Origin of the sequence: Rhizobium sp. NRK18, from assembly GCF_024385575.1 — a bacterium.
Taxonomy (GTDB): domain Bacteria; phylum Pseudomonadota; class Alphaproteobacteria; order Rhizobiales; family Rhizobiaceae; genus JANFMV01.
Window position 1 is genome coordinate 123497 of sequence record NZ_JANFMV010000001.1, and the last position, 18794, is coordinate 142290.

Annotated in this window: 19 protein-coding genes and 1 tRNA gene; 4 read left to right on the forward strand and 16 right to left on the reverse strand. The window is 56.1% G+C overall.

Features of this window, described 5'->3' with window-relative positions; genetic code table 11:
- Positions 1-8 precede the first annotated feature (8 nt).
- The 8 genes from NN662_RS00525 to rplU all read right to left on the reverse strand — a co-directional run bounded on the left by NN662_RS00525 (position 9) and on the right by rplU (position 6287).
- On the reverse strand, positions 9-590 hold the full coding sequence (locus NN662_RS00525; protein WP_261928365.1) for a nicotinate-nucleotide adenylyltransferase: 582 nt from the start codon (positions 588-590) through the stop codon (positions 9-11).
- A 66-nt stretch (positions 591-656) separates the two neighbouring features.
- On the reverse strand, positions 657-1931 hold the full coding sequence (locus tag NN662_RS00530; protein ID WP_261928366.1) for a glutamate-5-semialdehyde dehydrogenase: 1275 nt from the start codon (positions 1929-1931) through the stop codon (positions 657-659).
- Positions 1924-3093 carry a glutamate 5-kinase gene (gene proB, locus NN662_RS00535; RefSeq protein ID WP_261928367.1) on the reverse strand — a complete coding sequence of 390 codons (1170 nt, stop codon included), beginning with the start codon at positions 3091-3093 and terminating at the stop codon, positions 1924-1926. The genes NN662_RS00530 and proB overlap by 8 nt, the downstream gene beginning before the upstream one ends.
- 1 nt (position 3094) lies before the next feature.
- Positions 3095-4165 (reverse strand): GTPase ObgE, encoded by a 1071-nt coding sequence (gene obgE, locus NN662_RS00540; protein ID WP_315972573.1) that lies wholly within the window; start codon positions 4163-4165, stop codon positions 3095-3097.
- 161 nt (positions 4166-4326) lie between these two features.
- Positions 4327-4902 carry a GNAT family N-acetyltransferase gene (locus NN662_RS00545; RefSeq protein ID WP_261928368.1) on the reverse strand — a complete coding sequence of 192 codons (576 nt, stop codon included), beginning with the start codon at positions 4900-4902 and terminating at the stop codon, positions 4327-4329.
- Positions 4899-5537, reverse strand: coding sequence for a GNAT family N-acetyltransferase (locus NN662_RS00550; RefSeq protein WP_261928369.1), 639 nt, complete (start codon positions 5535-5537; stop codon positions 4899-4901). The genes NN662_RS00545 and NN662_RS00550 overlap by 4 nt, the downstream gene beginning before the upstream one ends.
- Positions 5538-5665: 128 nt before the next feature.
- On the reverse strand, positions 5666-5938 hold the full coding sequence (gene rpmA / locus NN662_RS00555) for a 50S ribosomal protein L27 (RefSeq protein ID WP_261928370.1): 273 nt from the start codon (positions 5936-5938) through the stop codon (positions 5666-5668).
- 31 nt (positions 5939-5969) lie between these two features.
- Positions 5970-6287 (reverse strand): 50S ribosomal protein L21, encoded by a 318-nt coding sequence (gene rplU / locus NN662_RS00560; RefSeq protein ID WP_261928371.1) that lies wholly within the window; start codon positions 6285-6287, stop codon positions 5970-5972.
- Between the two features lie 308 nt (positions 6288-6595).
- Here rplU and NN662_RS00565 point away from each other — a divergent pair.
- Positions 6596-6685 (forward strand) — tRNA-Ser (locus NN662_RS00565).
- A 131-nt stretch (positions 6686-6816) separates the two neighbouring features.
- Here the strand turns inward: NN662_RS00565 and NN662_RS00570 are convergent.
- The 4 genes from NN662_RS00570 to NN662_RS00585 all read right to left on the reverse strand — a co-directional run bounded on the left by NN662_RS00570 (position 6817) and on the right by NN662_RS00585 (position 12472).
- A complete protein-coding gene (locus tag NN662_RS00570) occupies positions 6817-7896 on the reverse strand; it encodes a hypothetical protein (RefSeq protein WP_261928372.1) in 1080 nt (359 codons plus the stop codon).
- A gap of 275 nt (positions 7897-8171) precedes the next feature.
- Positions 8172-9578 carry a hypothetical protein gene (locus NN662_RS00575; protein WP_261928373.1) on the reverse strand — a complete coding sequence of 469 codons (1407 nt, stop codon included), beginning with the start codon at positions 9576-9578 and terminating at the stop codon, positions 8172-8174.
- Between the two features lie 276 nt (positions 9579-9854).
- On the reverse strand, positions 9855-10424 hold the full coding sequence (locus tag NN662_RS00580) for a recombinase family protein (protein ID WP_261928374.1): 570 nt from the start codon (positions 10422-10424) through the stop codon (positions 9855-9857).
- Positions 10425-10711: 287 nt separating this feature from the next.
- Positions 10712-12472: an ATP-binding protein gene (locus NN662_RS00585; RefSeq protein ID WP_261928375.1), complete on the reverse strand. Its 1761-nt coding sequence runs from the start codon at positions 12470-12472 to the stop codon at positions 10712-10714.
- Between the two features lie 416 nt (positions 12473-12888).
- Between NN662_RS00585 and NN662_RS00590 the strand changes: the two genes are divergently transcribed.
- Positions 12889-15417 carry a DEAD/DEAH box helicase family protein gene (locus NN662_RS00590; RefSeq protein WP_261928376.1) on the forward strand — a complete coding sequence of 843 codons (2529 nt, stop codon included), beginning with the start codon at positions 12889-12891 and terminating at the stop codon, positions 15415-15417.
- A gap of 148 nt (positions 15418-15565) precedes the next feature.
- Here NN662_RS00590 and NN662_RS00595 read toward each other — a convergent pair whose 3' ends face one another.
- Together NN662_RS00595 and NN662_RS00600 are read right to left on the reverse strand one after the other, a co-directional pair.
- Positions 15566-16084 (reverse strand): superinfection immunity protein, encoded by a 519-nt coding sequence (locus tag NN662_RS00595; protein ID WP_261928377.1) that lies wholly within the window; start codon positions 16082-16084, stop codon positions 15566-15568.
- Entirely contained in the window at positions 16084-16590 is a 507-nt protein-coding gene (locus NN662_RS00600) for a DUF805 domain-containing protein (RefSeq protein WP_261928378.1), read from the reverse strand. The genes NN662_RS00595 and NN662_RS00600 overlap by 1 nt, the downstream gene beginning before the upstream one ends.
- A gap of 161 nt (positions 16591-16751) precedes the next feature.
- On the opposite strand from NN662_RS00600, the gene NN662_RS00605 reads away from it, so the two are divergent.
- On the forward strand, positions 16752-17018 hold the full coding sequence (locus NN662_RS00605; RefSeq protein WP_261931826.1) for a helix-turn-helix domain-containing protein: 267 nt from the start codon (positions 16752-16754) through the stop codon (positions 17016-17018).
- A 26-nt stretch (positions 17019-17044) separates the two neighbouring features.
- Here the strand turns inward: NN662_RS00605 and NN662_RS00610 are convergent, their stop codons facing one another.
- On the reverse strand, positions 17045-17410 hold the full coding sequence (locus NN662_RS00610; protein ID WP_261928379.1) for a DUF3768 domain-containing protein: 366 nt from the start codon (positions 17408-17410) through the stop codon (positions 17045-17047).
- Between the two features lie 8 nt (positions 17411-17418).
- Positions 17419-18000, reverse strand: coding sequence for a hypothetical protein (locus NN662_RS00615; RefSeq protein WP_261928380.1), 582 nt, complete (start codon positions 17998-18000; stop codon positions 17419-17421).
- A gap of 264 nt (positions 18001-18264) precedes the next feature.
- Between NN662_RS00615 and NN662_RS00620 the strand changes: the two genes are divergently transcribed.
- Positions 18265-18780, forward strand: a complete 516-nt coding sequence (locus NN662_RS00620; protein ID WP_261928381.1) for a hypothetical protein — start codon at positions 18265-18267, stop codon at positions 18778-18780.
- Positions 18781-18794 lie beyond the last annotated feature (14 nt).

Below are 18794 nucleotides of genomic sequence, written 5' to 3' on the forward strand. Positions count from 1 at the left end.
ACTCCTCGTCAGCCGGCATTGCGGATCGCCGTCGAGCTCAGCGCAGAGCGGGGGCCGTGAATGAAGGTCCATGCCGGCGCCTTGCGGGCTGACAGCGTTCCGGCATCCTCCTCGTCGATCCTGGCGCGGGCAAAGGTCTTGGCCATCTTGGAAGACAGGTAGGAGAGGGTCGAACCCGGCCGGTCGATGACGGCGATGGGAAAGGTTTCGGCGATGCCTTGCCAATGCTGCCAGCGATCGAAGGACTTCAGATTGTCCGCCCCCATGATCCAGACAAAGCGGACGTCGGGGTTGCGCGCCTTGACGAAAGCGAGCGTCTTCGCCGTATAGCTCTGGCCGAGCGACTTCTCGAAGGCCGTTACCTTGATCCGCGGGTCGTGCGCGAGCTTCTCGCTCTGCTCCAGTCGTTCGGCCAGCGGCGCAAGGCCGGAATGGTTCTTCAGCGGATTTCCCGGCGTCACCAGCCACCAGACCTGATCGAGGCGAAGACGGCGCAGCGCGATCTCGGCAACCAGCAGATGCCCCTCGTGCGGCGGATTGAACGAGCCGCCGAACAGGCCGACCGCCATGCGCGGTTCCACGTGCGGCATGATCAGGTGCCGTCGTTCTATCGCTTCCGTCCCCACGTCGGCAGTTTCCCTTCGGTTGCGATCGGCTTACGGCCGCGTCTGGCCGCTGCCGCGGACACGATACTTGAACGAGGTCAGCTGTTCGACCCCGACGGGGCCGCGGGCGTGCATCTTGCCCGTGGCGATGCCGATTTCCGCACCCATGCCGAATTCGCCGCCATCGGCGAATTGCGTGGAGGCGTTGTGCAGCAGGATCGCCGAATCGATCTCGTTGAAGAAGCGTTCCACGGCGGCCTGATCCTCGGCAATGATCGCTTCGGTGTGGTGCGACGAATACCTGTTGATGTGATTGATCGCGCCGGACACACCGTCGACGACGGCGACCGAAATGATCGCGTCGAGATATTCGGTCGACCAATCCTCTTCCGTCGCCGGCTTGAAGGCCGGAAAGACCTTGAGCACGGTGGCGGAGGCGCGAATCTCGCAACCGGCCTCCGTCAATGCTTCCAGAAGCGGCATCAGATGCGTGCCGATGGCGGCGCCGTCGACCAGAAGCGTTTCTGCGGAACCGCAAACGCCCGTCCGCCGCATCTTGGCGTTGACGACGATCTTCTTCGCCATCTCCAGATCCGCCGAGGCGTCGACATAGATATGGCAGATGCCTTCCAGGTGGGCGAAGACGGGCACGCGGGCTTCGTTCTGGACGCGGGCGACAAGGCTTTTGCCGCCGCGCGGAACGATGACGTCGATGGCACCGTCGAGACCGGTCAACATGGCGCCGACGGCGGCCCGATCATTGACCGGCACAAGCTGGATGGTGTGTTCCGGCAAACCTGCCGCCTTCAGACCTGCGACCAGGCAGGCGTGGATCGCCCGCGACGACCGCAGTCCATCCGATCCACCGCGCAGGATCACCGCGTTGCCTGCCTTCAGGCAGAGCGCGCCGGCATCGGCCGTTACATTCGGGCGGCTTTCATAGATCACGCCGATCACGCCGAGCGGGGTGCGGACCCGCTCGATCTTCAGCCCGTTCGGCCGGTCCCAGGCGGCGATGACCTCTCCCACCGGATCCTTCAGCGCCGCAATCTCGCGGATGCCTTCCGCCATGGCGGTGACGCGCGCTTCCGTCAGTGTCAGGCGGTCGACGAACGAATCGGAGAGATCGTTCTTCAGGGCATTCTCCAGATCGACCGCATTGGCGGCGAGAATATCCTTGCTCGCGGCAACCAGCGCATCGGCCATGGCGAAAAGCGCTTGGTTCTTCCGCTCCGTCGAGGCGATGGCGACCTTGCGCGATGCCGCCTTGGCATTGCGGCCGATCTCGCTCATCAGTGCATCGATGCTGATCATGCCGTCAGACATGGCTTGCGTCCTTCTCCCTGTCGCTCTTGCGCGTCGACGCAGCCGCCGTCATCACAAGATCGTCCCGGTGCACCATGGCCGAGCGGCCGGCATATCCGAGTATCGCTTCAATTTCATTGGACTTGCGGCCGGTGATCTGGCGCGCTTCGCTGGCATCATAGCCGGCAAGTCCGCGGGCGATCTCTCGACCCGAGGGGCCGAAAATCGCAATCGTGTCGCCACGCTCAAACTGGCCGCTCACCAGCGTGACGCCGGCGGGCAGCAGGCTCTTGCCGGCGGAAAGCGCTCTTTCGGCGCCGGCATCGACATGCATTTCGCCGGCCGGCTGCAGCTTGCCCGCAATCCATGTCTTGCGGGCGGTCACCGGCGTGCCGGACGGCGCAAACCACGACGACCTGGCGCCCTTGTCGATTGCCGAGAGCGGATGGTCCATCTTGCCGGAGGCGATGATCATGGCACAGCCCGCGGACGTGGCGATCTTGCCGGCATCGATCTTGGTGCGCATGCCGCCACGCGACAGTTCCGACGCCGCGCCGCCGGCCATGGCCTCGATTTCGGGCGTAATTTCGGCAATCGCCTCAAGGAATTTCGCGTCCGGATCGAGATGCGGCGGGGCGGTGTACAGCCCGTCGATATCGGACAGGAGAACGAGAAGATCGGCGCCGGTCATGGTGGCGACGCGGGCGGCGAGACGATCATTGTCGCCGTAGCGGATCTCGGTGGTGGCGACCGTGTCGTTCTCGTTGATGATCGGCACGGCGCCGAATTTCATCAGCTGACTGATCGTCGCGCGGCCGTTGAGATAGCGGCGGCGCTCCTCGGTATCGCCAAGCGTCAGCAGGATCTGGCCGGCGATGATCTCGTCGCGCGACAGCGCTTCCGACCAGGCGCGGGCGAGCGCGATCTGACCGACGGCGGCGGCCGCCTGGCTTTCCTCCAGCTTCAGCGTGCCGGAGGGGAGCTGCAGCACCGACCGTCCCAGTGCGATGGCGCCAGACGAGACGACAAGCACGTCGGTTCCCGCAGCCTTCAGTGCGGCAATATCTGTGCAGACGCTGTCGAGCCAAGCTTTCTTAAGCCCAGACTTACGGTCGACAAGTAGGGCGGAGCCGATCTTGACGACGATGCGCTTGTAGGCGGAAAGCGGCTGGCGCGATTGCATGCTATTCCTCGTCCCGCGTCTCGATATCGGCATGGCGGCCCTTGTCGCGCTTTTGGCGCGGGATGGCGAGGTCCTCTTCGGCCCCGCTCGAGACGATCACGTCGCGCACCGCCCGCAAGGTTTCCGTCATGCCCTGCCCAGTGACGGCGGAGAGCTGGAAGGGGGTCTTGCCGGAAGCCTTGGCGAGCGCCTTGGTCTTCTGCTTCAGCGTATCCTTGTCGAGAATATCGATCTGCGACAGCGCGACGATTTCCGACTTGTTGTCCAGGCCGTGGCCATAGGCCTCCAGCTCGTGCTTGACCGTCTTGTAGGCCTTGGCGACGTCCTCTTCCATGGCCGACACCAGGTGCAGGAGCACGCGCGTGCGTTCCACATGCCCCAGGAAGCGATCACCGATGCCGACGCCTTCATGCGCGCCCTCGATGAGGCCCGGAATGTCGGCTAGCACGAATTCGCGGTCGTCGATGGTGGCGACGCCGAGATTGGGATGCAGGGTGGTGAAGGGGTAATTGGCGATCTTCGGCCGGGCGCGGGTGACGGACGCAAGGAATGTCGACTTTCCGGCATTCGGCAGGCCGACCAGTCCGGCGTCGGCGATCAGCTTGAGGCGGAGCCAGATCGTCTTTTCGACGCCGGGAAGCCCGGGATTGGCCCAGTCGGGCGCCTGATTGACCGAGGACTTGAAGTAGGCATTGCCGAAGCCGCCATTGCCACCGGCAGCCAACCGGTAGCGCTGGCCTTCCTCGGTGATGTCGATGATCAGCGTTTCGCCGTCTTCTTCCAGGATCTGAGTACCGACGGGCACCTTGAGCGTGATCGACTCGCCATTGGCGCCTGTGCGGTTGCGGCCCATGCCGTGCATGCCGATCTGCGCCTTGAAATGCTGTTGGTAGCGAAAGTCGATCAGCGTGTTGAGGCCGTTGACCGCTTCGACCCAGACATCGCCGCCGCGGCCGCCGTCGCCGCCGTCCGGGCCGCCGAACTCGATGAATTTTTCGCGCCGGAAGGAAACGGAGCCGGCTCCGCCATCCCCGGACTTGATATAGACTTTCGCTTCATCGAGAAATTTCATGGCAATGCCGTTCTTTCGCTGGCCGAGGCCCTTATTTTTGCGGCTACCGATATAGACGCACGGTTTCAAGGTCAAAGATAATTGTCACAGGAAGGGCCGCAAGGCCCGTCCGGGACATGACGACCGGGCGCCACTGGGGTCAGCGGCGCCCGATCGGGATATCAAAGCGGCATGTAGCTGCCGAAGGTCAGCTCCGTGGTGATCACGGTCACCGTTTCGCTGCGCGAAGCGCACCAGACCTGCCTGCAGCCGGTGACTGCGAAGCCGATCTTCTCCTGTATGGCCAGCGACGCCGCGTTGTCGGCAACCGCGCCAGAATGCAGCGTTTCCGCCAGCATCGCGCCGAAGAAGCGTTCCCCGACGGCGCTTGCCGCCTCGCTCATCAGTCCCTGGCCCCAGTGGGGCCTCGCCAGCCAGTAGCCGAGATGCCATTCGCCCTCGCGGTTCTCGATCGAGATCACCCCGATCAAGGGTCCGCCGTCACGGGTGATGGCAAAGCACCAGCCTTCCGCTTCACCCGTTTGCCAGCGACCCAGCCATTCCTCCGCATCCTCGCGGTAGTAGGGTTGCGGAACGGGCGGCAGCATCTTCGCCACCTGATGGTCGTTGAGGCCGAGGGCGATCGCCTCGACGTCCGCCGCCGTCACCGGTCGCAGGATCAGGCTCTGCGTGCGGATCTCGGGCTGGCGGGCAAACGAGATGCGGGCGATGTGCAGTTCTCTTGCGATCGCGTTCATCGTCCGTCCCTCCAGCTCTTCAAGGACAGCCAGGTCTTGCGGTCGAGCCGGAACCATTCGACCGGCATCATGCCGCCGACGGCCAGGCACGGGATCATGCCGGAGCCCTGGAACTGGAAGCCGCACTTCTGAATGACCCGGCGCGAGGCGACGTTGACGACCCGGCAGCGCGCATCGATGGCGTCGATGTCGCGGGTGCGGAACGCCATGTCGATCAGCGCATGGGCCGCCTCGGTGGCATAGCCCCTGTTCCAGTGCTGCTCGCCGATCCAGTAGCCGATCTCGACGATGCCGGCATCTTCCATGTCCGGTTCTATGCCGCAGCAGCCGAGGAATTCACCATTGGCGGCTTTCGTAATGGCATAGACGCATTTGCCAATCACGCCATTGTCCTTCGCACGTCGGACGAAGTCATTGGCATCGTTGACCGTGTAGGGATGGGGCATGCGCGACACCATGGTCGCGACTGCGGCGTTGTTGGCGAGATGGGCAAGGGCGTCAATGTCGTCTTCGTGGGGGGCGCGCAGAACCAGGCGCTCCGATAACAAGACGGGGCAATCGCTTCTTAACCTGTCCGGCCTTAACCGGCTTTCGGGAGACCGCGATTGGCCCTCCCTCAACAATTCTTCCTGCATGGTTCAGTCCTCCTTGGAGCAAAAGATAAAGGGGAGTTGGGTGGCGCCCCATCTCCCCTTTTGATCTTGGCCTGAACCTTGCAGTCAGCCGGGTCGATGCGACGCCGGCTGTTTAGAGAGCGACCGGCTTACTCTGCTGCTTCCGCCGTTTTCGGCATTACGGACACGTATACGCGGCCGTTGGCCTTCGTGCGGAAGGACACGTTACCCTCGGTAAGCGCGAAAATCGTGTGGTCCTTGCCGAGGCCGACATTGGCGCCCGGATGCCACTTCGTGCCGCGCTGACGGACGAGGATGTTGCCTGCTGCGACGGTCTCGCCGCCGAACTTCTTCACGCCAAGGCGCTTGGATTCAGAATCGCGACCGTTGCGCGAGGAACCGCCAGCTTTTTTGTGTGCCATTGGAGTTCTCCTTTAAACCTTGTCCGTTGTCTTACTTGCCGGCCACGATGTCCGTGATACGGACGACCGTGTGGTGCTGGCGATGGCCGCGCGAACGCTTAGAGTTCTGGCGGCGACGCTTCTTGAAGGCAATGACCTTCTTGCCGCGGTTGTGCTCGACAACTTCAGCCTTGACGGCTGCGCCGGCAACGAAGGGAGCGCCGAACTTGGCATCGGCGCCAACGCCGACAACGAGGACTTCGGTGAATTCAACAGTAGCACCGGCGTCTGCTTCAAGCTTTTCGATGGTCAGCACGTCGTTTGCTGCCACGCGGTACTGCTTGCCGCCGGTTTTGATGACTGCGAACATTTTTTATCCTTTCATGTTCGTTCCGGCTCTCTCCGGGAAATCGCCCGGGTGGCCGTCTTTTTGTCAGTCGGTGTTTAGCAGCGATTTCAAGAGGTTGAGGTCTCGAACCCGGTCTGCCGGTGAAGCTTTGCACGCTTGCAAAGAATTGGTGGGCCTTTTACGGGCTTTTCCAGTCGGTGTGGCTGATACGTGAGAAGCCAAAATCTGTCAAGGCGACATCCCCTGAAACATTTGATTTTCGCCCTTGCCAGCCAGAATTTTCATCGCTATGAGACACCCCGCGCAAATCAAGCGCCGACCAGTTATGCGGAGAGGTGGCAGAGTGGTCGAATGCACCGCACTCGAAATGCGGCATACGGGCAACCGTATCGGGGGTTCGAATCCCCCCCTCTCCGCCATTTGTGTTTGTTTTATGCAAAATTTTCAATAACTTAATACCAACTCGACACGATACACCCGCAAATTGCCCCACATTCTATTGGCAATGTATCGCCTTTTGTTGTGTTGCCAGCCCGGCAAATTTGAGCAGCTAGTAATCGATTCTGTCCCTTAAGATCGGTCCTCGCCATTCATCCAGATATATGGAACCATATTGAGTGAAAGCTTGGGGATGACGCCGAAAATGCGCGATTAAACTGTCAGCAATATCGTCATACATGCGGGTGACAGAGTCGGCTTCCTTCATGATCGAGTTGGTCTCCGCGGGGGCAAGGGCGACCAATTTTCGATATCGGGTCACAGTGCTGGGGTGGGAATTTATCTCGAGGAAAGATGGGTCTATTACCGCAGCGACCGTTTCGAAAACGTATAACGCCAATAGAAAACTTGTTCCGCCTACGAAAAGATTGTCTCTAACGCGGTTCTCTTCGACAGCTGAAATGGAATAGGAGTCAGCATCGAACTCTTGCGTGTGTCGACGCAGGTATCCGGTCCACTCACCCGGATCATCGCCATCACAAAAACGCATTGAGGAACACGCGTACAAGGTATCCTCGGCGTCGTGGTCCAAAATATGGTGGGCATACTCGTGCCCAATTATAAATTTCATCTGCCAAGATACTAAGCGCTCTATTTGATCGTTAATCGAATCAGGCACAATGCCTCTGGGGTCAAGGTCGAAATCCAACGACTCGCTTAGTAGAAGTGTTCTAATTGCGATCATTATTGCGGAGTTTCGTACGCCTTGCGGTATTTTTTCATCAAATGAAATTGTACCTAAATTCATGAAGTAAAGGAAATATCGTAATACCTCAGAAACAATTATAACCTTTCCGTTGTCGACCTTGAGGCACATGGCTTCATAATTGTTCGTCAATATATAACGGCATGGAATATCCTCACATATTAATTTTTCAAATTCGGGAAGGTAGGAAATATATTCATCAAAGTCCTTTCTGTGTTCATCTGTCAATAACGTGTTGGAACCTCGCGATCTCGCACGCGCAAGCATTACTCTATAGATCCTGGTATGATTAGTGATCGCGTCGGCTTGTATCCTTAGCAGTTCATCCTCTGCTGTTCTGGGATTCACAATGCGTGGGAACTCTTCACGGCTGGAGGCCAGCCGATAGAATATATTGGTATCGATCTGGTTTGGGAAATATTCCATAGCGCTATGCTTGTAATTGGATGACAGTGACATACTGAACATAGGTCAAAATGCATACGGAATGCAGCCAAGTCTTCCACGCAATTCGAATGCGCGGATCACGGTATTCACATGTCATCGTGGTTCCTTCTCCGCCGAATTGGTGGGTTTGTCATTGGCCGAATTGGCTTTCATCATGGAATTCCCCCTCGCGCGGCCGTGATGCACATTCACGAGTACGAACATTCGATGCCAAGATAGGTCTTAGGCGATACAATCGCCACTATGCGAGATGCCTATTCGTCAGCGGACATTTTCGGAGACGCGGTGATCGAAACGAGAACGATTAAGTTGCCAGCGATATCGATATCCGAAGCCACCCCCGCTGCGGACTTAAGTTCTTTCGAACCCGGCAGATTAAAGGACCGATCCAATAACAGGCCACCTTCGCTATTACGCGCTTGACCAAAGCCGAGTTCAATTTCCCCAGACCGATCTATTGCCACGATTGCCACATTATCCTTCGCTGCGCCGACAAGATAAATACGCCCATTCTTGGCAACCGAAAAGTCTTTGAAATGCGGATAAGCTGGGGAGTTCCTGCGAGATGCGAATTCCAAAATTCGGCGACCATCTCCGCTGAACGACGCGTCCAGTGTGCCGTCTGCTTTCAACACAGCAACTGCAGGAAACGTTTGAATTTCATGGGGATTTGATCTGTTCTGAACGCTTAATAGGCCAAGGAAATAAATCTTCCCGTTCGCAAACTTAACTTTGATAGCCTCTGGGCTCTGCTCCCCAAAATCAAAACTCACGACACCTTTAGCGCCGAACGTCTCATCTATTCCGTCGCCGCTGGCATTCAATCTCGCAATAAACAGCCGCCGGCCAATCGTCTGTCTCGTATGACCATAGACATATAAATGGTCATCTTCGCCAACAGTAACCCCCACGGGCACAACCCCGTCGATCCCCACTTGAATTTCAACAGTTCGCTCAATTCCATCGGGCGATATCGAAAATAGCAAAATGGAACTACCACCGTCCACTAATCCAGGACGGGAGATGTAGGCTATACCATTTGGACTTAATGAACCCATGTTCCCTAAGTGCTCGTCTGTAAGAGTACCAACCCCTTCCACACTGAATGTGTGGTCGGTTGAACCTGTTTCGAGTAATCGCTGAACGAAAACGCCCGGATTTGGTTGGTTGCCATTCTCGCGAAGCTCGCCAAAAAGATGCAGGCGCCGAGAGGTGTCAAGGATTGATCCAGTAATATCTGTGGGGTGCCAAAGCAGCGAATAAGGCGGCCCAGAGTCGATTGACCCCCATCCTTTGCCAAGTAGATCATTAGCCAGCCTGTCAAATTCAAGGGAGTACTTCACTAAACCAATTGTATTATTTCCTGAATTGCTGCAGATCGCGGTCATATAAACTGATTTTCCAGAACTGGGACCTCCATCTTCCGCATAAGTTAGTGTTCTCGGACTACACTTCTTGCTGATAACATCTGAAAGCACATAACCCTTTCCCTGCTCGGATCTATTGAATCCATCTACCGCCTCTCCAGCTGGTGAATACAGCGCTAAGCCAATTAATTGAAGTTCATCTGCATTCGTGTCAGTAGCTAACGCATGCGAGCATCCACAATGCACGAATGTCAGAACCGCTATGAAACCGATAAATGATTTTATGGCCAACATGTCGCGAGTTTTCCCCCATCATTTCTTGGGAAAACTTTAGGTTCATTACCGCCCAAGGACAACCCTGAGTCTCGGAGCTGCAGCATAGCGGCAGATAGAGATGACTAATATTTGATTGGGAGCGCGCTCATAGAAAAATTTGAAGCACATAAGTTGCGCACTCGCTTCAACAGATTTCGCTTTTATAGCTAAGCTGCTGAGATAGGCGTTTTATCAGCGTTTCTGCGTCTTTTTGCAGATGGATTGTCGACGCTATCTATAAAAGCGGATTCGCAACTAAGGCGGAGGGTCGCGATCGGAGCCGTTGTGGGATATGATGCGATGGACCTGCATGCGTGAGCATCCGAGTGATGCCGAAATTGCCGAAGGTCCCAATCCATCAGCATGCAGGCGGCGAACCGCTTCCCGGTCAATTCTTTGCCTGCCGCCCGTGTAAACGCCCTGTGCCTTGGCTTTGGCAATTCCTTCCCGCTGCCGCTCCTTGATGAATCGGCGCTCCATCTGCGCGACCATACCCAGCACAGTGAGGACCATCTGTCCCATCTCGCCGCGGGTGGTGACGTGAGGATCAAGCACTGTCACGAATGCGCCGCGCTGCTCGCAATCATGGATGATGTTGAGGACGTCTCGGGTATCACGTCCGAGTCGATCAAGGCGGGCGACGACCAATTCATCGCCGGGGCGCAGAAACTCGATAACCGTCGCCAGTTCGTTGCGGCCATCGCGAGAGCCGCCCGACACCTTTTCCGATCGGATGATCTCGCATCCCTCGGCCTTCAGCTTGGCGGTTTGAATTTCCAAGTCTTGGTCAATCGTGCTGACGCGTGCGTAACCTATTCGAGCCATGTGTCACCTCAGGGTTTAGGCCTAAGGCTACCCTGTCACAAATAGCCGGTGTCAACCCAGATGTTACATGGCGCTGGCCACGGCATGTGACGTATCGGTAGGGTATACCTTGATGTGACGTGATAACTTTGGGGTCGGCAGCGGAACTGCGACATAAGATTGACGAATGTAGCTGACATGATTCCAACAACGCCGAGGTGGCCGGGCCAAAGTCGGTCATTGGCCTGCCCCACCGCACTAGGGCAAGTTAAGATATTGATTGTTCGAGTTTTCAGAGAACAAGCGAATTACGAGTTGGCTAGTGACGAAACCAGCCACGCGAGTTCCGTGCGAGCGGATGAGATTACGCTTGCGTAGGAACTGACTGTCGTCATGTCCGTCCCGTATCTCTTGTCAATAGAGGCTGCGGAGCCCTTGCCGACCATCAAGATCCTCAACGGGCTGCTTGAGGTTATAGTCCCCGATAGGTCATCACGATATTGCTCGGCTTGCGCAATGTCTTCTCGAGAAATCGGATGATTGGGCCGCTTGAATTCAATAAGCAGGTAGCTGTCAGCGAGATCCTGCGACAGTAGAAGATCAGGCCGTTTCAAAGCTCGCTCGCCCGTGAATTTCTTATCACTATATTCCGCGATAATCCTTTTGAGAGTGATGTTAGATGACATCAGGGCGTATTGACGACCGAGAAGCCACAAATTCGTCTCGAACGCTTTATGGACGTCCTTTTCGAGGGTCGCTTCATTGTGGATAAGCTCCTCGAGGTAGTCAAGAAATCTCAATCGTCTCGTCGCCTGTGAAGCGATTCCAGAGAGCTCTACCACACCAAAATCTTCAAGCGCGGCTGCGAAGGAACCGACATCGTTGCGATCGGTGGCACTTATCCGTTCAAGCACTGCCCAGTAAGCGTCATGCTCCATCGCGTCGAGTGCGACTTCCGCGATTGTCGCAATTCGGTCTTCGCTTTCCCTATAGAACCGCTGCAGGATTCGGTGGAGGGCTTCCTCAGCGTAACGTCGACGGTATTCTGGGAGGACTTTCAGTCTAGCGTCCAACTGCTTTTTTAATCGAGCTAGCTGTAGGCTCATATCGCGAGAATGACTCTCCTTCAGCCCTTCTTTGACGATCGATTTCACATAGGATTGGAGTTCTTGGAACACCTTGCTGTTCTCGATCACACCGCCCCAGTCGGCGGTTACGAAATGGTCGTTGCCCTCAAGCTGCACCTCTCCATAGACTCTTTTAGACAGCTTGAAGGGTATTTCCTCGTCGTCGTCTAGGCCAAACATCATCGGCTTCCCGACGACTTTCCCGTCCATCTTCAGCACTATACCCGGTGATTTTGGGGCTTTCTTGCCATCTGCAATCGTAAACTTTAAGCGAACGATGCCATTCTCTGTAAGAGCTTTTTCGACCACCCTTGATACGCCCGGAACGTCATCGACCGACAATTGCGCGCCATTTACAAATACCTTAAAGGCATCCTCCCGGCCGTACTCGTGCACGAGGACTTCTCGAAAGCGATCGGCGGTGGGGAAATTCAATCTGTTGTCAAGACCGGACAGGATGATTGTAGTGCCTGCATGAGCGTCCAATGAATCTTCCTCTATGAATGGTAAAGGCACAGCTTCCAGGTCATTTTCGTTCTCGGCCAGCACGAGCTTGTCAATCGTCAAGCTGGACTTCACACCTCGGGCGACCGATGAAACTTCCATCCGGCTTGCCAGCGACAAGCCCGCGAACTTACCGATACCCTTCCGACCCTTCACTTTCCGCTTGAGTAGAGGCGTGCGTTCACCTGTACGTGCTCTCTTGTCGCTGGCGATGTTTAGGTATTCGGTCCTCATTTCCAGAGAAGTCATTCCAGAACCGTCGTCGCGGACGATAATCGGATCAGACGACATAGGCGCGGGCAACGTGATCCAGACATTCTTGGCATCAGCGTCCCATGCGTTGTCTACCAGTTCCTTCAGAGCCACCTCGCTCGATCGGTAGGTTTCACCCAGAAGTCTTGTCAGTCGTGTATTTACCGAAAAATGGGCATCGTCCATAAAACTTGCTCCCCAACCGAACGTAAACCAGAGGTAGCAGAAGAAGTAAGCCTCGGTAACCTTCGAGGATGAACCCTTCACAGGAAACAAAACGGCACGGTCATTCTTGGGCTAGCCAATTCATAGTGCCTTTAAAGGAACCTAGTACACATCGCGCGGGAAGTTCAGGGATTGCAAACCTGTTCGCGCACTTCACGACTATGATGCGTCCAATTCATTCCCCGAAAGGTCGGGATATGTAGACCCGGCTATGCCAAATCGGATTGCTTCTTCGACCAGAAATTAGGTATTTCCTCGTTCAAGTTCCCGTTGCATTGAATAGTTCGCCGCCGACAATTGTAAATTAGGGTCGATCGGTCACTTCTTGATTTCAACAGATAGGTTGCTAGTCTCCCTTCAATATCAGGAGGTGGGCCATGGTTTTTGATTTTGGTGGATTAGACAAGCCGAAGGCGAAGAGTGCATCGGCCAATCCACGAGACATTTTCCGCAGCCGTCCTTCAGGTAAAGCGAAAATCAAAGAGCTATGGCAAGGGCAAGCGCAAGCGCTTGACGAATGGTACAAAAACCCAAAGCAAGACACCTTAATCTCTATGTATACAGGTGCGGGGAAAACGCTTGTGGGAGTGTTGATAGCTCAGAGTTATCTGCTACAGGGCGTCCGAAACGTACTTTACGTCTGCCCTACGATTGACCTAATCCATCAAACGGTTGGTGAGGCAAATGGAATAGGAATTACGCCCACGACATTCTATCAATCAAAATTTTCAGACCAGCATTTTGCCCAGTCTAAGTCCTTTTGTATAACAACTTATCAGGCCCTGCTAAACACCCGCAACAAATTCCGCGGACAGAACGCGCCGGGCGCAATCATCTTTGACGATGCCCATGTCGGAGAACGACTGGTCCGAGACGCGTTTACATTGACGATCCGAAAGGCAGAAAACGCAGCGCTATATTCTCAGGTAGCAGCGATCATCAAGGAGTGCTTCCACGATATCGGGCAGGTTTATAATTTTGAGCAAATTGTCTCCGACTTCTCCTCAGGCTCGGTCGCTCTTTGCCCACCGAATGGTGTTCACAACCGCAGCCACGAGTTTCAAGCGGCGTTAGAACCGCACGTCGATGGCGACATAGGCCTCCAGCTGCCGTTCGACTATCTGCGCGGGCATCTTCAATACTGCGCGATAACCATCAGTAAGTTTGTAATCGAGATTACACCTCCCTTCATTCCTGCACTCCATGTCCGTGCGCTGGAAGATAAAAGCGTGCCCAAGGTGTTTCTTTCGGCCACCGTTCAATCAAAGGGCGATATTATTCGGGCATTTGGACGATCTCCGCGTGTAATTGAGCCGGACGTAGATGCTGGCCTCGGCGAGCGACTCATGTTGTTCGGTTCTTCATTGAACGAATTCTGCAACAACGTGGAGGGCATCCAAGCCCTGAGCAAGAAAGTGAAAGTTCTTATTGCTACCCCAGCAGAAAGGACAGCGGATAAATGGGACGATTTTGCCTCTGCGCCTAAGAGCGCAGATGCATTCACAAAACGGCTCAACGAGTTTCGGGCGAGTACGGCGGGCGCGTTCATGTTGCTTGGCAGATATGATGGTATCGACTTACCCGACGATGACTGCCGCGTAATGGCGGTGGATGGAGTGCCTGTTGGTTCAGCACAGCTAGAACGGTACTTGTTCGATCGAATAAAGTTAGACCAGACATTTTTCCCGCGGGTCGCCAATCGGTTCACTCAGCTCTTCGGTCGAATCAATCGCGGCAAGAATGACTACGGCATCTACTTCATCTATTCGACCGATGCTGAAAACTGGCTGCGAAATGTTGCCAACCAAGCGTACTTTCCAAAAGTCCTTCAAGAGCAGATACGGCTTTCCGAAGAGTTTTGCGATCAATTGAAAGACATGACGGCGGATAAAATCGAGTCGATAGTGACGCAGATCATCGAGCGTGACGCAGGGTGGCTCGCCTATTATCAGGCGCAGATTGGCCAGAATCCAATCGACGAGAAGCGGATTAGCGATCGTGAGGACTACACGAAATTTGACGACGAGCTCGCTAAGCGCGAAGCAAACTTTATCCTCATGCTCTGGCAGGGAGATCACAGCGGAGCACTCAAGCAGTTGGAGGAAGTTATCGATGAAGTGAGAATGAAGAATCCCCGTCTCGCTGGTTGGTACGCAATCTGGCTTGGCTCAGCGAACGCTATCCTCGGTCGTTCTGACGCGATGTTTGATTGGTTCGATGAGGCCCGAAACAGACTAGGCGGCAAGCTTCCGTTGCCGCGTCAGGAGCAAGAGGACATCGGCGTGCTTCCGGCCTGTAAAACTGTGATCGAGGAGGGGCTGCGCGAATTCTGTGCACTTACCGTGCCTGAAGCAAGTCGTAAGATGTCTAAACTGATAAAAGCTGCGGAACCTGCCTATGGCGATCCTTCGCACAAGAAGGCGGAGGAGGCAGTTAGGGTCATCGGAGCGGCGCTGGGCTTTGAGTCTCGGCGACCAGATACTGACGAGCACGACGGCCCAGACAACGTTTGGATTGATCATAATACCAAGGTTGCTATCCCCATTGAGTTGAAGACAGACAAGCTTGAGGGCAGTGCGATAAACTCCGAAGAGGTCGGGCAGATTTATCAGCATCTGGAGTGGGCGAGATCGCGATACTCAGACTATAATGTTCCGGGCATCCTTGTTTATACCGAGAGTAAATCGGTTACCGGCAGCAGTAATCCGTCCGTTGATATGTTCTTTGCCGATCGAAAGGCGATGAAGGATCTCCAGACCTCGTTTATCACCGCTGTGACCACACTCTCCAAGCTGTCTCCACTGGAAAAATATGGCAAGGCGTCCGAGATCGGCGGTCAACCGGACTGGCAACCGCTCGCTATCTTCGAGCGGCTGAAAGTCGGTTGCCTCAAGGACGCGGATTGAGAAGCACCGATCTTTGGCAGGTTAATTCGTGACGTGGTCTTCTTGACACTACCACGATGCCGCGCAGCGAGTGGCCGGCAGGGGGGGCGCGAAGCTGTCATTAATAATTAAGATCGTATAAGGATTTCCTGAGGGCAACGGTTCATTTCTATAAATTCGACAGAAAATTGCCCTTCATTCGCGCATATTCCTCGGCTGAAATCATACCCTGATCAGAAAGCGCCTTGAGCCGTGAGAGCTTAGCAGCAATCTCATCGACATCCGCACGCTGAACTGCGGCCGGCACTTCATCCACCATCTTCACCATCACCGGATCATTGACGGCGATGTTCAACCCGCTCTCTCCGCCGTGGTTGCCGGTCGGGCTGCGGTGCACGGCCTGACAGGCCCATACGAGCGAACCGAGCCAACCGATGCCAGTTGCGCCAAAACAAATGTTGATGACGCCGATCAGCCAGCGATTGGGATGACCGCGCCTGAAGGCGACGATGGTTGGGATCATGTAGGCCGACCAGATGGCGATGACGACGAGGGCCAGCAGCACGAGCCCTCCTTCGCCGCCATCCGTGGCAGCAAAAGCCCTTCCCGAAGGAAGGGCAATCAAGGCCGATGCTATCGCTGCTCTGAAGGCGATCGATGAGAATCGCCGAGAATGCTTCCCGGTCATCACGCCGCTCCGCCCAGAACGTCCGCTTTCATCTTCTGATACTCGGCATCATCAATGGCGCCGGAAGCCTTCAGAGCGGCAAGTTTTTCCAGCTGCCCTACGGTGTCGGCCGAGGATGCCGACTGCCTTGCGGGAGCCGTTGCATTCGCAGCCGTTGCCACTTCCGGTGTGGAACCGACCGGCGGTCCAAACCGATTGCTACCCGGCGTCGAGGCGGTGCACAGAAACACGATCTGAATGATAAAGCCGACCAGCGGAACGACGCCAACGAGCAGCCACCATCCGCTGCGGTCGATGTCATGCATGCGGCGAACGAAGACGGCGAGCGCCGGCAGCATGTGCGCCAGCATGATAATTCCGGTGATCGGTCCACCACCATCGGGCAGCGACGTGCCTGCCATCTCGTCCAGGACCGCGCCCAAGAAAATCGAAATGAAAAAGAACAGCGTGAACAGCCAATATTGCGACCGCGTAGAGCGGCCGCTGAAATTGGCGTAGTTCTTCATGCCGTCAAGATATGCATTCATAGGAAATCCCCCCTTCAAAACAATGCCAGACGCCCGTTGCCGAGGCGCGGTAGGCAACACGCGAAAGTGGTGCCACAAATTAAATATGGGATCAACAGTCCGTCGATTAACAGGCCGCAGATATGTCTTTGCTGTCTGCCATGGACGTACGGCAAACCATCGGCTGGAATCTGAGGCGCATCCGCGTCGAAAAAGGCCTCTCGCAAGAACGATTGGCTCTGGAGGCGAGTATCGATCGCGCCTACGTGGGCAGGGTCGAGCGCGGGCAGGAGAACGTGACGGTGTCCACCTTGGAAGCCCTTGCCAATGCGCTGCATGCCCACGTGTCGGAGTTCTTCGCCGAGGTTGAAGACGGCGCGAAATGGCCCGAGGCACTTCCGTCAGGCCGGCGACCGAAATCGAGTTGAAGGCCGAACTGTTCATCACCACCCCCTCAATACTCGTCCGCCCGCATCAGGGTCAGAACCCGGCAGGTGACGTCGTCGTCCGCCGGATCGGGCGAGCCGAACTCAAGATCCTTGTCGTAGTAGTCGATCTTCCAGAAGAAGCAGGTGCCGGCGATGGTGACGGAACCGAAGTCATGCTCGGCATACGGGTCGTTGCCGGTGTCGAAGGCATCAAAACGCTGCACAGCGGCCATCAGGGCGAGCTTCTCGATGCCGTCGAGGGCAGTGACGCCCGGCGTCATCAGAACGCGCCCACCGACAAAGCTCCGACGGAAACGATCGTTGCGGCTGCGGATGAGCGCGGCCCGATCGGCCGCGTCTCCTGTGTTCGTTGTCACGATTGCGGTTGCCATCGCCGGTCTCACTTCTCGACGAAGGCCGGATGCATGAGGCCGATATCCTCGATGCGTCTGTTGAAGGCTGGCTCTTCGAGAAAGTCACGCCACTTGAGGCGGTAGGTGCCATCGTCCTTGATGGAGATGACGGTCGCCTCGTACCAAGGCTCCCCGGCACCGTCCTTGATCAGCACCACGCTGCCGACCACGACCTCATCCCAGTCCTTCGGCTTCGACACCGGCTTGACGGGCAGAGGCTCACCCTCTTCGGCAGCCGGCGCCACACGCACCTGCTCCGCCTTCACCCGGTCTTCCTCGGGAAGGTGTGAGGCGATCTCCCGGTAGAGGTCCTGCTTGACGAAGGGCACGAAGGCCTTGCCGCTGTCGAACAGCTTTCCCTTCGGCAGCTTCTTCAGGAAGCCGCGCACCTCGTCCGTTTCGACCTTCAGGGCCAGCATGCCCATGAGATCGGCTGCCTTGTGTGCCGCATGGGAATCCGTTGCCGGGAAGAACGAAGCATGTGCCTTGCCCTTGTCGTCACGTCCAAGGAGGATGACGGCCTGCGGCAGGGTTGCCTTGCTGCCGGCATGGGTTGCGAGTGATGTCATTTTAGCTCTCCGAAAATAGAAGAGGGGCCAAGCGGCCCCTCGTGTGTCGGCATGATCGCCGGCTGTAATGTTATACAATAACAACTCAGGATTGTCAATTTGATCCAAGTGCAACCCATTTCCCTCTAAAGTGAGATAGCGACCGTTGCAGGTCCGGGGTAGCTCTGACAAATATGGATTTCAGAAGGGGCGGACGGCCCGACAATGCTATCGCTGACTTCTGACCAACATTACAAACAGTGGTCTGAATCCGAGGGAGTTCGAATGAGCGCGCGCCTGACAACTGCGGTTAGAATTGGAGATGCCGCTAGGGCGATACTGCGGAAGACACGCACCTTTCCTGACAAAGGCTACGGGAACCATACAGACCTCAGAGAAAGCAACCATATCGGCGTGGAACCCATGCTCTTGGCGCTCTCGATGGAGCTAGCGCTGAAAGCATGGTGGGTCTTCGATCATGACGACGCCAATGTGATGATATCACACAATCTGACTAAGCTGTTCGGCGCGCTGAAGCCGGAGAGTCAGCAGGTGTTGGACGCGGAGTTCAAGAAGGCAGTCGTTCCATATCACTCCAATGGTTTCTATGCCGACTACGGCATCCGACATATCCTGGAACAGCACAAAAGCGCGTTCGTAGACTGGCGTTATCTCCACGAACCGAAACCAACAACAATGAAGTTTGAATTGAGCGCCTTCGAGGCTACACTGGAAATGGTTCTGACTGAATTCGAGAAGAGATATCGCATCGAGCCGGTAACGCCGCTTAGGCCATCCTGAGCGGCCATATCTCT

What these genes read in the sequence shown, in the direction of transcription:
- NN662_RS00525 (WP_261928365.1), bottom strand. Translation starts at nt 590, where the DNA reads ATGCCGCACGTGGAACCGCGCATGGCGGTCGGCCTGTTCGGCGGCTCG.
- NN662_RS00530 (WP_261928366.1), bottom strand. Translation starts at nt 1,931, where the DNA reads ATGTCTGACGGCATGATCAGCATCGATGCACTGATGAGCGAGATCGGC.
- proB (WP_261928367.1), bottom strand. Translation starts at nt 3,093, where the DNA reads ATGCAATCGCGCCAGCCGCTTTCCGCCTACAAGCGCATCGTCGTCAAG.
- obgE (WP_315972573.1), bottom strand. Translation starts at nt 4,165, where the DNA reads ATGAAATTTCTCGATGAAGCGAAAGTCTATATCAAGTCCGGGGATGGC.
- NN662_RS00545 (WP_261928368.1), bottom strand. Translation starts at nt 4,902, where the DNA reads ATGAACGCGATCGCAAGAGAACTGCACATCGCCCGCATCTCGTTTGCC.
- NN662_RS00550 (WP_261928369.1), bottom strand. Translation starts at nt 5,537, where the DNA reads ATGCAGGAAGAATTGTTGAGGGAGGGCCAATCGCGGTCTCCCGAAAGC.
- rpmA (WP_261928370.1), bottom strand. Translation starts at nt 5,938, where the DNA reads ATGGCACACAAAAAAGCTGGCGGTTCCTCGCGCAACGGTCGCGATTCT.
- rplU (WP_261928371.1), bottom strand. Translation starts at nt 6,287, where the DNA reads ATGTTCGCAGTCATCAAAACCGGCGGCAAGCAGTACCGCGTGGCAGCA.
- NN662_RS00570 (WP_261928372.1), bottom strand. Translation starts at nt 7,896, where the DNA reads ATGGAATATTTCCCAAACCAGATCGATACCAATATATTCTATCGGCTG.
- NN662_RS00575 (WP_261928373.1), bottom strand. Translation starts at nt 9,578, where the DNA reads ATGTTGGCCATAAAATCATTTATCGGTTTCATAGCGGTTCTGACATTC.
- NN662_RS00580 (WP_261928374.1), bottom strand. Translation starts at nt 10,424, where the DNA reads ATGGCTCGAATAGGTTACGCACGCGTCAGCACGATTGACCAAGACTTG.
- NN662_RS00585 (WP_261928375.1), bottom strand. Translation starts at nt 12,472, where the DNA reads ATGGACGATGCCCATTTTTCGGTAAATACACGACTGACAAGACTTCTG.
- NN662_RS00590 (WP_261928376.1), top strand. Translation starts at nt 12,889, where the DNA reads ATGGTTTTTGATTTTGGTGGATTAGACAAGCCGAAGGCGAAGAGTGCA.
- NN662_RS00595 (WP_261928377.1), bottom strand. Translation starts at nt 16,084, where the DNA reads ATGACCGGGAAGCATTCTCGGCGATTCTCATCGATCGCCTTCAGAGCA.
- NN662_RS00600 (WP_261928378.1), bottom strand. Translation starts at nt 16,590, where the DNA reads ATGAAGAACTACGCCAATTTCAGCGGCCGCTCTACGCGGTCGCAATAT.
- NN662_RS00605 (WP_261931826.1), top strand. Translation starts at nt 16,752, where the DNA reads ATGGACGTACGGCAAACCATCGGCTGGAATCTGAGGCGCATCCGCGTC.
- NN662_RS00610 (WP_261928379.1), bottom strand. Translation starts at nt 17,410, where the DNA reads ATGGCAACCGCAATCGTGACAACGAACACAGGAGACGCGGCCGATCGG.
- NN662_RS00615 (WP_261928380.1), bottom strand. Translation starts at nt 18,000, where the DNA reads ATGACATCACTCGCAACCCATGCCGGCAGCAAGGCAACCCTGCCGCAG.
- NN662_RS00620 (WP_261928381.1), top strand. Translation starts at nt 18,265, where the DNA reads ATGAGCGCGCGCCTGACAACTGCGGTTAGAATTGGAGATGCCGCTAGG.